General features: G+C 38.1%; 12 protein-coding genes. 1 reads left to right on the top strand and 11 read right to left on the bottom strand.

Going from position 1 to position 14,090, the window contains the following annotated elements; all coding sequences use genetic code 11:
• The coding region (locus FTV31_RS17310; protein ID WP_306669713.1) for a transposase family protein at positions 1 to 243 on the top strand (243 nt) is incomplete at its 5' end.
• A 101-nt stretch (positions 244 to 344) separates the two neighbouring features.
• Here the strand turns inward: FTV31_RS17310 and FTV31_RS11410 are convergent.
• The 11 genes from FTV31_RS11410 to FTV31_RS11360 form a co-directional block, all read right to left on the bottom strand.
• A complete protein-coding gene (locus tag FTV31_RS11410; protein WP_218948721.1) occupies positions 345 to 1,112 on the bottom strand; it encodes an OmpA family protein in 768 nt (255 codons plus the stop codon).
• A gap of 1 nt (position 1,113) precedes the next feature.
• Positions 1,114 to 2,073 carry a type VI secretion system-associated protein TagF gene (gene tagF / locus FTV31_RS11405; protein ID WP_180014951.1) on the bottom strand — a complete coding sequence of 320 codons (960 nt, stop codon included), beginning with the start codon at positions 2,071 to 2,073 and terminating at the stop codon, positions 1,114 to 1,116.
• Between the two features lie 42 nt (positions 2,074 to 2,115).
• A complete protein-coding gene (tssM, locus tag FTV31_RS11400) occupies positions 2,116 to 5,955 on the bottom strand; it encodes a type VI secretion system membrane subunit TssM (protein ID WP_180014949.1) in 3,840 nt (1,279 codons plus the stop codon).
• A gap of 34 nt (positions 5,956 to 5,989) precedes the next feature.
• The gene (locus FTV31_RS11395) at positions 5,990 to 7,498 is read right to left on the bottom strand and encodes a hypothetical protein (protein ID WP_180014947.1); all 1,509 of its coding nucleotides are present in this window, start codon (positions 7,496 to 7,498) and stop codon (positions 5,990 to 5,992) included.
• Entirely contained in the window at positions 7,468 to 8,463 is a 996-nt protein-coding gene (tssG, locus tag FTV31_RS11390; RefSeq protein ID WP_180014945.1) for a type VI secretion system baseplate subunit TssG, read from the bottom strand. Before tssG ends, FTV31_RS11395 begins: the two co-directional genes overlap by 31 nt.
• Positions 8,427 to 10,235 carry a type VI secretion system baseplate subunit TssF gene (gene tssF / locus FTV31_RS11385; protein ID WP_180014943.1) on the bottom strand — a complete coding sequence of 603 codons (1,809 nt, stop codon included), beginning with the start codon at positions 10,233 to 10,235 and terminating at the stop codon, positions 8,427 to 8,429. The genes tssG and tssF overlap by 37 nt, the downstream gene beginning before the upstream one ends.
• An 11-nt stretch (positions 10,236 to 10,246) precedes the next feature.
• Positions 10,247 to 10,726, bottom strand: coding sequence for a type VI secretion system baseplate subunit TssE (gene tssE / locus FTV31_RS11380; RefSeq protein WP_180014941.1), 480 nt, complete (start codon positions 10,724 to 10,726; stop codon positions 10,247 to 10,249).
• A gap of 75 nt (positions 10,727 to 10,801) precedes the next feature.
• Positions 10,802 to 11,305 carry a type VI secretion system tube protein Hcp gene (locus FTV31_RS11375; RefSeq protein ID WP_004785894.1) on the bottom strand — a complete coding sequence of 168 codons (504 nt, stop codon included), beginning with the start codon at positions 11,303 to 11,305 and terminating at the stop codon, positions 10,802 to 10,804.
• Between the two features lie 54 nt (positions 11,306 to 11,359).
• Complete coding sequence (gene tssC, locus FTV31_RS11370) at positions 11,360 to 12,841, bottom strand: type VI secretion system contractile sheath large subunit (RefSeq protein WP_180014939.1); 1,482 nt, start codon at positions 12,839 to 12,841, stop codon at positions 11,360 to 11,362.
• The gene (gene tssB / locus FTV31_RS11365) at positions 12,834 to 13,337 is read right to left on the bottom strand and encodes a type VI secretion system contractile sheath small subunit (protein WP_180014938.1); all 504 of its coding nucleotides are present in this window, start codon (positions 13,335 to 13,337) and stop codon (positions 12,834 to 12,836) included. The genes tssC and tssB overlap by 8 nt, the downstream gene beginning before the upstream one ends.
• Positions 13,338 to 13,351: 14 nt before the next feature.
• Positions 13,352 to 14,011 carry a hypothetical protein gene (locus FTV31_RS11360; RefSeq protein ID WP_180014936.1) on the bottom strand — a complete coding sequence of 220 codons (660 nt, stop codon included), beginning with the start codon at positions 14,009 to 14,011 and terminating at the stop codon, positions 13,352 to 13,354.
• Positions 14,012 to 14,090: the final 79 nt, after the last annotated feature.

The following is a 14,090-nucleotide window of genomic DNA, read 5'->3' as shown; positions in this document are numbered from 1 at the left end:
ATTTATGTGTTGTATCCGAATAGCCTGTTGCTATTAAAAGCCAAAAGACACTGTAAATTGGATCCTGAATTGAAAATCTATAATCAAGAAATCAATAAAAGAAGAATCGGAATTGAGCATGTATTTGACAGCCTGAAAACCTTCAAAATCCTTGCTGAGCGTTATCGAAATAGAGGTAAAAGGCTTGGTTTGAGATTCAATTTAATCACTGAAATCTACAACTTGGAACTGAGCAAAAAATGATTTATGAAAGAGGTCTATTGTTTCTTTTTTAAGCATAACTTTTTGATTTATTCTAAAAATCCGTTCATATTTTTAAATTTTTTGACTACTCATTCTCCTTATTAAAGTACCTCAAACTCAATTCTGCGATTTTTCTTGCGGCCTTCCACAGTTGTGTTATCCGCTACAGGTTTATTCGAACCGAGGCCTTCCGTACTTAAAGATTCTGCTGGGATATTCTTATGGATTAAATAAGTTTTAACCGCATCTGCACGTTGCTGACTCAAGATGATATTTTTATCAGCATCTCCAGAACTGTCTGTATGCCCTAAAATCTTGACCTTTTTTCCACGCACACGTTTCAATGCAACTGCCATCTCATCTAAAATCTGCATCCCTGATGCGGCTAAAATTGCACTACCAGATTCAAATTCAATAATACGATTTTTTAATGCAGTATCAATAATCTGCTGTTCTGCCTGATTCAATGAAAGCTGGGTATTTAAGCGAAAATTTACTGGTGTCAAACTTTGAAATTTAACTTGAGTTGTTTGTAAATCTTCAGAATTGGACAATTTTCCTGCCATTTTAATCTCTGTTCCTTTTACTGTTAAATTGCCCTGTTTCACCTTTTTAAGATCATCATTAATCACTTTCGTTACTGTATTTAGCCAGTTACTTGGTGTTGTAACTTGGCGAACCTGAATCTGATCCACCACATTTTGCTGTCCATAAATGCTATAAGCTTTAGCCAAAATCTCAGTCTTTATTTTTTCATTTGGCACTACCCCTTCAATCACAATCGGTTGAGCAAAAATCATAAAGCTTGTACTTAGCCCTAATACACTTATTAGTATTTTTATTGGGTCAATATAGTTCTTTTTTTTCATCTTATTCTTCAATAAATGTTTGTTTAAAAATTTGAATAATATTAGTCAGGCTCATCCGTTGTTGATTCAGTATTTGTTCTAACACTGCTAGACCTGCATTTTGTTCTAGATAAGGATCAATCCAAGCCGCGTGCAACAAGGACACCCAATGCTGACTCTGCATATTTTGATTAAAAATATCGCCTAAAGCTATACTATCAGTACCTTGGAAGCCACATAATAAAACCGGTTGATCTGCATGCAACAATCCAATAAATAAATGACTAGACTGTTTCTGTATAAACAGGCTAATCAGATTGATCCAGAATGCAGCGATTTCATAGCAATAGGGCATGTTATGAATAGGTAAAATCAGAATTTTATTTAAACGGTCTGTACCCTGCTTAATAATGGGTTGCAGCAATAATCCGAGTGCAATCAGTGTTTGTACCAGTTCATATACTGTACCCCCCATAAGCCTAGCCAGCAAATTCAATGTCTGCGTATCATAAAATTGCTGAACATCTTCAGCATTATATACCGAACTTTGATCGGTTAATTTGCTTAATTTATCCAATAAAATATCCGGACTCTGAATCGAGCGTATCACCCGATTACGCTGATAAAGCTCGATCAGCGTCGGTTTAAACCGGTAATGTAAATACATCAGGTTTTCATGAGGCTGATCCATTTCAATAACTTGTCCTAGAATCATTGGAAAATGACGGCCTGAATAATCTTCACTGCTGATCAGATTTGCCACCAAAAACTGGCCTACCTGAAGATTGACTAGGAAAAAATCTAAAGATGGCAATTTGGTATAATGCTGCTTGAAATTGTTAGACTGCATCGCATATTCAAGCGCTTTACTGACCCAACGGTCTATAGATTGAATCAGCCCATGCTGGCCTTGGGATTTTAAGAAGTCACCATGAGCTGGGCATTTTCCATAATAAAAAGGCTGGGTCGATAGTTTATACATCGCCACTCACCTCAAAATTCTGCTTCCATAAATTGATCCACATCATGGTGCAGTTGCCTCTAACTTTTGCTGGCTAGTCGCCATCGTTAAAGATGACATTAACTGACCATTGTTAGTTGCTGACTGTGCAGCAACCACTCGAACCGCCTTGTTTGACATGACCTGATCAACCAGCTGTAAATTGTGATAACCCGCACCTCCTGCAATCGAACTAGAAGTATCTCCACTGACCAGACGGAAATTAACTTTTACTGCTAGGCTCGGCTGCGCTTTGCTCTGCCAAACCATTTCAAAAATATTCCCTTTTTGCTGCCGCTGCGCTGAATCAATCAACCGATTAATCCCATATTCACCTGGCTCATCAAAAATGGTATGGGTCTTTCCTTCTAGATCGACTACGCTAATCCGTGCACCCGGAATCGTTCCGGGATTTGGCCAGATAAAATTCACCCATTGTTGAATGCCGTTTTCAAACTGCATACGCTGTCCATCAATCTCAATGTTATAGGACAATACATTCGGATTTTCCAAAGGATAGAACTGGAAATTTGACTGATTTGAAGAGATTGTTCTATTCGAACTTTGATTTAATTCACCTGTAGCGACCCCATGTACAGGTGCAACATAATTTTGAAAATTTGACACAAAAGCAGGATTCAAACCGACACCTAAATCCTGCCAGGTTTTAGAAGTCAGCTGATAGCCACGACGAATTACTAAAGGATCCAGATATTCTTTTACAAAGCGGGCAATACTGCCATTTTCACCAAAAATCTGGTTAATTTCGGCCGTTGTTGCTTGCAAGCTGGCTTGGCTGTTAAAAGGGTATTTATGTGCAAGACTACCGCTAAATGGCTGATAAGCATGAATCTGCCATAACTTATTGATTTCAGCCTGTGCTGGTGGAATCAGACTCGAAAAGGCCTGTGTCAGTGGTGCGACTAAAATCTTTTGCAGGATTTGCTGATCGAGTTCTTGGCTTCCTGTAGACATTTTTTCAGTGACAAATTTCTGGCTTAAATTAAAGGTAGAATTCTGCTCATGAATCGTTTGTCGCAGTAAAGCCATACTTGCTGGACCAATATCACCAGAACTTTTCAGGTCATTGAACTGGCTACGCATCTTGCCCAGTAACGCAAGATATTCATCCAGTAATGATTTGTTTTTCAGGTCATCTCGCTGGCGGACAATTTGGTATAGCACCTGAAAATCTTGGGCAATTATGCCTTGAGACAAATGAGCAGCTGCATTTTGTGCTAGATTTTTCTCATCATGTCTTAAAATTTTTCGTTTAAACCAGGCCATGAAACCTTTTTGTGGCGTCGCTAATTCCGCTTGAACCATTGGATTATCCCAACTGGTTTCTTTGGCAATACGTTGCAATAAGATTCGGATTGGAGAATGTTCTGTTTCTCCCAGAATATCCATTTGGCGGATCTGCTGGTTCATGTCTGCTGCTTTAGCATAATGAATACCATTCAGGAACTTACGCCATTCGGCAATATATTCTTTTTTATACATCTCTGTGAGCTGTTTACGGATTTGTTCCGGACTGCCACTAAAACTGAGATCATCAGATTTTGAGACATTCAGTACCCAGTCTTTACTCTCGGTCGGATTTTGTGCCGCCTTTTCAATCGCAGGTTGTACATACTCGTTCCAGGCTTGATAGCTAAAAAAACCCGGTATGGCATAACTACCTAACATCGTGGATTGAGTATCTTGTTCTAGTATCTGCTTTAATGTCAAAGTGGGGTAACGCACCGAAGCACGCATTTTTATCTCGTTATAGACGCGATCTCTTGCCGAAATGCCTGTTGTAATCGCGGTTAAAATCTGACGGCTTTGCTCGACCAACACCGCATCAGAATTTAATTGAGGAAAATGCTGGTGATTGGTTAAGGTCATGGCATAACTTAATAGCTGTTCAGCTTTCTGAATCATCTCGGCACGAGGCATCTCACCACGATGAATATCCAACCAGGAACGCCAGAAACGGGTGACCTGATCACTCAGATGTCCCGCCTCTATATACTGCCGATTACTTAGCATCAAGTAAGTTTTCAAGGCATTATAAGCATCTTGCGGATTCTGCTCAGACGGTTCTGATATCACTTGTTGCACTTGAACAGTCTGCTGTACAGGTACATTGATATAATTGGCTTTCAGATGAGCTTCATTTAATTTGAGCTGTTGTAAGTATTGGGCAATATTTTGTTGTGTGGGTTGTAATACCAGCAGCTCTACCCCTTTTAAATATTCAGTTTCGAGCTGTTCCCGAATTTGATCACCTTGATAGAGTCCAAAACTGTATTTGTATGGAAGCTGCTGTTCATATTGATCCAATTGTTGTAAATGATCTTGCAAAATCAATAAAGAATCCAGCTGGGTCGAGAGTTCATGACCAGATTGCTGATGCAGCTGCACAACTTTATTTAAATCAGTCTGGATTTCGCTCATTAGTTGCTGGTTATTACGATATGACCAGATCCATAAACTGAGTACAATCGCAACTGTCAGCAGAGTGCCTATAAACCCGATAAAACGCTGACGTTTACGCAGCGGATTAATCTGTTGTTTAACCAGATTTTTATCTTTTAAAATTACTTCTGAAAACAGGTTTTTTAGAAAATATCCATGATCTTGAGATATCGATCGTGTAGGTAGACCAAATTCAACATCTTCACTTCGAATCAGATGAAAATCCTCAGCAATTTGTTCGGTTTTTGGGCTTTCAATGGTTCCTTCCTGCAAGGCACTGGTAAAGTAAAAGCCACGAAAGACCGGTTTAAACTGGTAAGGATTTTCTTGAAATAGGGCTGAAATAAAGGTTCTTAATACCGGTTTTAAACTTTTAAACTCAAGCGGAAAAGTCATTATACTTGGTGAAATATATTGAGAATGACGACGTGACAAATGGGTATGACTGACATTTTTTAGACCGTCATATAAAATATTATAATGCTTTTCAAAGAGCTGAATCGCATTCTCACTGGACTGAGGATCGTAGGTCAAGGTAGCACCCCAGGTCTGATTGAACTCATGCTCGCTATAACGATCAAAAAATTCAGTAAAGCCGGCAATCAGATCCATTTTAGAAAAGATCAGATACACGGGTGTCACAACTTCTAAACGTTCAGTCAAGTCCTGAATCCGGGCACGCAATTTTTTTGCCAGTTGAATTGATTTATCTGGGCTCTGGCTCACCAGTTCAGCAATGCTGACAATGACAATTAGCCCATTAATTGGTGCTTTGGAACGACTCTTTTTTAGAATATTGAGAAAACCCAGCCATTCGGAATGATCTTCGCTATATACTGAATAACGTCCGGCTGTATCCAGTAAAACACCGTCTGTAGAGAAAAACCAGTCACAGTTTCGTGTACCACTTAAACCAGCAGACACCGTTTTACGATGGGTTTCTTCAAACGGGAAATTTAATCCAGAATGATAAATCGCTGAACTTTTTCCTGCTGCCGGATTGCCAATGACCATATACCAAGGCAACTCATAAAGGGCCGCATTGCCTTTACGATCCCCCAATTTAGATTTTCGGAGAAGTTGGATTGACTGCTTCATTTGCTGATTAATCAGTTGCAGTTCTTCCTTATTTTTATATTTATTTTCTGCTTCAGCATTTTTGGACATGGCCTCAGCTAGCGCCTTACCCTTTTTGCCATGGCGATAGCGTTGAATCAACTCGTAAATTCCCCAGCCAACCAGAACAGCAATATAAACAGCTACCAGACTCCAGAAGACCCGATCAGATACGGTATTCTTCATCGAAATCAGAACAACTAAGAAAGATAGGGCCATGATCACTTTAGGATGAGTGACATATTGCCAGACATAACCTAGGACCGTATAAATTAATGTATTCACTATAATCTCTAATTATTCTATTTTTTTTAGTTATTTATGCGACTAAAGCTGTTGCTTCAATTTTTTCTAAATCTTTATTTTCACAATAAATATATGTGTTTTCCTGTTCCAGGCTATAGGTCATCGTAATGATATTGTTTCGCATTTGTGTCACTAGCATCATCCCAAAAATATGTCCTAAACATTGCGTATTTCCTATAAAAGATTGGATATAAATAAAAAATTCTGGATGAACTCCAATCGGAATAAAAGTTTGCTGTAATTGATGAAGGTTTTTGGATTTTTTTGTTTCATCTAAGAGCAATACAAAGGCCTGTTCTTTTTCGATCTGGCCAGCTAAATCTAACTGCTGCTCAGTTAAATAATTTTTTAACTCTTTCATCTGAGTGCTTATTCTTATTTTTTGTAATACAGGAACTACCTCAAGAACGACTTGTTCAGCAGTTAAGCACCAACTGGCTGCATATTCTGAAGCAATATATTGCTCATTTTGCCAAAGTTGTTCATCCAGCCAGTCCTGATCGATTTCAGAATCCACCATAATAATCAGGTTTGCTTGTTCAGGCTGCTGAGCAATCTCTTGTAAAAGTTCAATATAAGAAGCATAAGCCTTGGGTTGGCTGAAATAATAGAATTCAATATGCAGATGATCTGCCCGGAATGAGTAATCATCTTCTAACTGCTGTAAAAGTTGAGTTTGAAAAACCTGATCATCCCAAGTGTGAATCAGATTTTCTGCTAATAAGATATAAATATTGAGACGATTTAAACGTACTACAGTTTCTATCTCTTTCTGAGTAATCTCCTCTTCCTCTTCCTCTTCCTCTTCCTCTTCAACATTTTCAGGAAGATTTTCTGGATCCCATCCGGGATGCATACGGTATTGGTAGGCAAAGTCACTCTCATAAAAAAGTGCAGACCGTTTTAATTGCTGGGAAATCCCTTGTAAACTATGTTCATGCTGTTGCAGTTGCTGCCGAATTAACTGCTGTATTCGCCGTTCACGTGTAGTCAAAATTAAAGATTGATCTTCATCATCGTCTTGAGTTTTTTCCAGCCACTGATCGAGTGCTGTAATACGATAAGATAAAAGAGGCAAGCCATAATTATTGCTCAGTTGGAAATCCAGTTCAGGGCTTCTAAACTGCTGCATAAACTGTATGATTTCTTCATTTTCTCCAAAACAATGCCAAGCAGCACTGGATAAAATGTTCAAAGTGTAATGCTGGGCTGTTTGCTTAGCTAAATTCACAGCTTGTTTTTCTTTTTGCTGTACTAAAATAGATAATTCCTGATCTTTTTGTTGCTGCAGTTTTTTGTTTCGGAAATTTTGAATAGTTTTATAAATAAAATAAGGGCTTAAAATTAGCAGACAAAGTGAAACTGGTAGCAAGATAAAAGACCAGATCAGATCCATTTGGGATGGATCATAGTTGCTATCTCGCCAGTAATAGATCGCTAAAGTGCCAACTAAAATAGTAAAAATCAGAAAAGCAGAAATGATAAATTTGATCATGCCATGCTCCCTTTTAAGCAATAACACGTTTCATTATTATGTTCATCCTGTTCAGGCAGGATAAATGCCCCTTGACCCAATGTCATTGAATTGTTTTTGCCAAGCTGTACAGATGAAAGATCTTGTTTATCCAGAATCAGTCGAATATCGACTTGCATAGTTGGACTGCACCAAGTATTGATAATTTTTTGTAATTTAACGTTGTATGTCCCTTGGGCTAAGAAACTTAGATAATCCTTTCGGCGTAAAGGACCAATCATAATTTCGATTCTTTCATCTATTTGAGTAATATTATCACCACAAAAGCTATTTATGCCGAGTGCAACTGGTCGAGCTTCACTTAAAGAACTTTTCTGCTGATCATCTAAATGGAATTGCTCTGGCATTAGCTGCTTAATTTCAAAATCAAATTGAAAAATACAGGACAGAATGGTTTTCAAAGCATATTCACTATTATTTTGTCCCTGCATTAAGCCTGCAAACTCAGCAAAATAATCATCTATGTACTGTTGGTCTTGTTGCTCTTCCACATAACCATTCAAGGCATGTAAAATTTTTAAGTAGTGATTATCCTGTTCAATTTCATACCGTACAGGCAAGTTGTAGTTCAGGCAGGCATCAATATATTGCACAGTGAGTTTGTTATTAAACAGCCCTAAAAAATACAGACTTTGTTCACGCTGTTGGCGTGCTGCATCTCTGACTTTATGGGTGTAGGTATAAGGTAATACCCCTTGGATCCCCGTCAGCCCCACCATCAGATTAGTGATTTGTACCCGTTCATCGTCTAGCTGAAGTGATTCAATTTCAGATACCGGAAAATTCAGATTCAATGAACTTAAAAAATAAAAAGTATTATTCCATTTTTGCTGATTTTGCTGCTGAGGATCGTGTCGTAGTAACCGCGTTGCCTGAACCAGTTCAAATGCAGTCGGTCGCTGATAGAGCTGATCAATTACAGAAGTCTCTTGCCACCAACGTTCTGCACGCATTGGTATAACTCCTGTTTTGATTCTGAGTCCAGCACAGTCATCTCCACATAACTATTCATCTGAACTTTTAAATTAAAAATATGATTTAGAATCTGGGCAAAAATATAAATACTTGTACCTCGGAAAACTTGGGTATCCAGCTGGATCTCGACTTTAACCCCTCGAACAAACAGTGGAAATGGATGATGATCAATCAGCTTTTGCCTCAAAGAAAACTCAATCGCCTGAATTGAATTAATAATGAGCTGATTTTCTTTCGTTTGCGGTAAGTTATAAAGCTCAAGCAGCTCTTTCATATGACTAACTGAATCCCCTTTCATCAGAGACAAATTATTCAAAGACAGATGAGAAATGATTCGCCATTGTTCTAGCTGTTTTTGCTGAAAACAATAAGGTAGGTTTGGCCGTTTTAATAATTTGCCTTTCCGTACCAGATGATTTTCATTGAGAGATAAGCTGTTTTGATCTTGGTGATAACTTTGATAAGGTAAATCCCTATTAGTACATAGTAAGCGTACACTAATAAAATCAGAAGTCGCCGTTCCCGGTTTTAGATTCTTGGAAAGAATCGAGTATTTAAAATCAATACTGTTATTTTTATTCGCTGCTGGTAAAAGCTGATAGAAAAACTGTTGGTTCTCCTGATGAGAATGATTCATGGCAAAAAATGGTAACACTTTATAAGTCAGTTGATTCTTGTCACTCTTTTCTCTTAAGAGATTCATCTCAGTAATGCCGTAAACCTGAAAATATTCAGGATGATGGGCATCACTGATTAAAGGATATTCGAGTTGTTGATGATCAATTTTTTGAGGTTCAGCCTGTTTTTCAAACAAATTGACGATTGGTGTGCTAAACAGCTTGAGGTTTGCACTATTTAACTCTGCATAATTTCGGATAACCACCTGATCATTCAGGTCTATCTTAAAATGAATCTGCAATTCGAAATCTGTAATATCTTTCATCACAGATTTTAAAAAATTTAAATTGAGATTTAAAAAATTAAATTTTTCTGGAAAACAGAAATATTCAGTCAGCAGACGATAAGCTTGATGTGTATGTTGATCAATCGGAAGAATACTTTCCTTTTCAGTAAAACCCATCACTTCAAATGGACGAGCAATATCAACTTTGTGATTCTGATATTTTAAAGAAAAAAGGGTGTCAGACTTAAAAATCGTATCGAGAACCTGTAAAGGAAAATTAGAAATCGCATCCAGATATAAAGGCAATTTTTGTTGGGCTAATAGTTCAAGTTGCTGATTAAATATTTCAAATTTAAGTATGAGTTTGGCATTACGATTCAAATGAATATAGGCAGAAGGATGCGTTTTAAAGCTCACTTCTTTCAACTGGATTGGTAATAAAGTGACATCATTCACGGTACGGTATTCACACTGGACACCACGAATACTGCGCGCCTTTAAGACTGTATTTTTCGGAATTATATAGTCTTCTTTTAAGCTCTTTATCTTATTACTATCTTCGAAGCTGACGAGTGAACAGGCAGGAAAAGTTTTTAGATATTGTGGAAACATCACCTCAAAAATTGAGCGTGTAAAGATTTCATAACTGTCATTCAGCTTTTTATCAATACGTGCTGAAATCAGCGAAAATGCCTGTATCAGCCGTTCAATATGTGGATCATCAATATGCTCTTGATTTAAAGATAAGCGTTGCGCAATTTTAGGATATTTAGCAGCAAACTCCCGTGATTGCTGGCTAAACTCCTGTAACTGCTTTTCATAATATGGTAGTAAATCTTCAATCACATGCAGCCTGCTTATTTCCGAGCCAAGATAACGTATTGCTGTGTTGTTGGTTTAAGTAATGCATCAAACATCACCACCTCATATAAAGGTGAAATATTTAAGTAGGCTGAAATACTTAAATACAGGCTACTCATGTTGTTTTCATTAATGAGCATCTCTACTTTCACCTGTTTTAAACGCGGTTCATGTGCACTGATCGACTGCTCAATTGAACGGCAAATTTTGTCACGATCTGTAGGATTCGCAGTCGACAAGCCAACAAAATCAATAATTCCAAATTGCAGAATTGAATTTTTTATCCCTGGATAATGCTCTTCCGTTTGATTCAGGCGAGTCATCCGATTATTTAAAAGATCTTCGAGATCATGGGCAATGGATTGTCTTAATTCTTGTATAGACAAACCTTGTCCAGTGTATTGATCATCTACAGGTAATAAACGTTCGAATAACGTACTTCTAAATCCATAAGGATAAAGTTGATCCAGATTCATATTCTTTTCATTAGATATTTTTTAAAAGAGAAAGATAAAGGCTAGGGATATCAGCCTTTATCCAGGCCATGTAAATTAAGCTGCGTAAGAAGCAGTATTATTTGATAATGACCATTTCTTGGTAACTGCACCTTTTTGCGAACCGTTAATATCCTGCTGATTATAAGTCCACTCAACTGCAGCATATTTCAGACCAAATGTTTCCGTGGGTACACCTTCCTGATTCACATTTGGAGTGACCTGAGAAACTAGGACATGCTTGAGTTTGATCTGCAAATACTTGATACGTTTGTCACCGTTGGCACGATAAAAATCAATTTGTACTTCATCAAAGGTATACCCTGCAGAGCAAGCCTCCCAAAGCTTTGGACTAGTTGCATCCAGATCCTTTACAAAGACCATATCAGAATGCTCAACTCGTTCTGCAGTATGGCCGCCCACACTTGAAGAAGTCGCAGATTTAGGCTGACGGATATGGTGTGCCCATGAATTTACTTCTAACCAGCTTTTATGTTCAGAATCGCGTGATTCGCCATCGACTTTATATTTGCCACGAAATTGGACGTAAATGTCTTTCATTTTAATAATTATCCTATTGTTATAAATGCTTATAGTTCTTTAATCGCAGTAGTCCTATTGACTTGACTGCGGCAGTTCAGTGACCAACCTGAGTGATACAGAGAGCTCATCTAACTGAAAATGTGGTCTTAAAAAAACCACAGACTTGTAGTGACCAGGTTCAGCTGGATTTTCTACAACTTTGATCGAAGCTTCACGAAGCGGATATTGAGCTTTTGCTTCTTGTGAAGCACCGTCATCTAGTAAAATGTACTGAGACAGCCAGTCATTAAGAAAGGCTTCGACATTTCCTGCCGAGGCAAAACTGCCCACTTTATCCCGCATCATGGCTTTTAAATAATGAGCGATACGTGAAACTGCCATAATGTATTGAATTTGACCTGATAATGCAGAATTGGCATTAGCAATATCATTGTCATATTTTTTGGCTTTTTGCACAGACTGTGCACCAAAGAACGCAGCATAGTCCGTATTTTTGCAATGGACTAAAGGAATAAAACCAAGATCACTCAGTTCTTTTTCACGCCGATCGGTAATGGCAATTTCCGTTGGACATTTAAAAATCACTTCACCATCATTGGTCTTGAAGCTATGTACTGGAAGGCCCTCAACCAGACCACCACCTTCCACACCACGAATGGCTGCACACCAGCCATGCAGATCAAAGGCATTGGTCAAACGAGTGCCAAATGCATAAGCTGCATTCATCCAGAGGTATTCATTATGATGTTCACCAGAAACTTCCTCGATATAATTGAAGCCCTCAGTCACTGTACCTTCACGTGGATGATAAGGTAAGCGTCCTAGTACTCGAGGAATGGTCAGTGCCACATAGCGTGCATCTTCGCTTTCACGGAAAGAACGCCACTGTACATACTCTGCTGTTTCAAAAATTTTAGAAACATCACGTGGACGATCAATATCAGTAAATGATTCTAGTCCAAACATTGATGGGCTTGCAGCAGAAATAAATGGTGCATGTGCTGCCGCAGCGACATGAGAAATCTGTTCCAGAAGGTACATATCTTCAGGAGTGCGGTCAAATTCAAAGTCACCAATCAAGGTTGCATAAGGTGCACCACCGAATGAACCATATTCTTCTTCATAGATTTTCTTGAATAAGGTACTTTGATCAAAATCGGTCGCACTTTGGAAGTCTTTAATTAGTTCCCTTTTTGTAGTATTCAGCATCCGGATCTTGATTAAAGAATGTGCTGGTGTTTCCTGGCAGAAATAATATAAACCACGCCAAGTAGACTCAACTTTTTGAAAAGCATCATGATGCATAATCTTGCTAAGCTGACTTGAAATCATGGCATCAATTTCAGCAATACGCTTATCAAGTGCCAGCGTCATATTCTCAGAAACAGTAATAGTCCCTGCCATAACCTCTTTAGCAAGTTCACCAATCAAACTTTTAGCACGATCATGTTCTTTTTCAGTACGAGCAATACGGCTACGCTCGACAATTGAATCCAAAAGTGAATGTTCTTCAAGTGCAGTATCTATGGCAGTTGCAGCATTATAATTATTCATCACCAGCCTCCACACTGATCTTTTGTACTTGATCCGTGTTTTTCAGCACTTCATCCAATAAATCTTCCAGACGTTCACTATTGGAAATTTTATTACGCAGATCAGTCAAACGTTCACGTGCTTCAACCAGCTTACGTAAAGGTTCCACCTGTTGCACAATTTGCTCTGGGCGAAAATCATTCATCCCATTGAATACCAGGTCAATCGCCATAGTGCCGCCGGCTTCGGTTAAAGTATTTTCAACCTGAAAATTTGCTCGCGGAGCAAGTGATTCCATCACTTCATCAATATTTTCTAAATCGATATTGATAAATTTTTTATCTTTTAATTTGGTTTTTTCCAGCTCAGAGGAAGCAGAAAAATCGCCTAAAACACCCACAACAAATGGCAGTTCCTTAATTTCCTTTCCATCACCGACTTCAACATCATAGGTCAGTTGTACGCGTGGTGGTCGGATCCGCTGTAATTTTTTCTGTACGCTTTCACGTTTGGCCATTGTTTATTTCCTTATTAATTATTCTTTAATGAACCAAATGGATTAGAACTGGCAGTATTGGTGCGAGTACTGATATTTTCAGTCTTTTTAATAGGAACAGATTTGACTACATTTTTTGTTTTAGTGCTGGTTGTAGTAGATCGCTTCGTACTTGCAGCAGTCTGTTTCTTGCTATTTTTGGTATTTGAAACAGTATGTGATTTAAACTCAACTGGCGCTAGTGCAGGTTTTGCAAACTGAATATTCTCAGCCAATAGTTTAGCTTGAGGATAGGTCGTTTCATTTAAGGCACGAACTTCTGTACTACGCATTTGCTGTAAAGCATTTGATGAAATAGCAATCCCTGCCATAAAGCTCAAGTCCGTTAAAGTCTGGTTATACTGTTGCTGGCGGTGTAATTGATCAATCAAATTGAGTGCTTTGAGATGAGAACCTAACTCCACATAACGTTTCGCAATTTGTGTATTGAGTTCATGTTGTAAAGGAATATTTTTTTTCGCTGATTTATCACAAAGCTGTTGATATAAGTCAATTAATGTCGGGTCTGTTTCACCCGCGGCATAAGGATTGACCTTAATACATGATTTTTTTAATTCAGCAGCATGTACTTGTGGAAGGTAAAGACAGGCTGTACCAAATATAAATAATGATATGAAACTTATATACTTTTTCAAAATGAGCCTCAGTTATTTTTGTTTGTTGTTATATTTTTTAATGTCTAAATATTATTTTTATTTGACAATCGTTTGGCGG

The organism is Acinetobacter sp. YH16031 (genome assembly GCF_013417335.1).
Classification (GTDB): Bacteria; Pseudomonadota; Gammaproteobacteria; order Pseudomonadales; family Moraxellaceae; genus Acinetobacter.
This window is presented reverse-complemented; position numbering and strand designations above follow the sequence as displayed.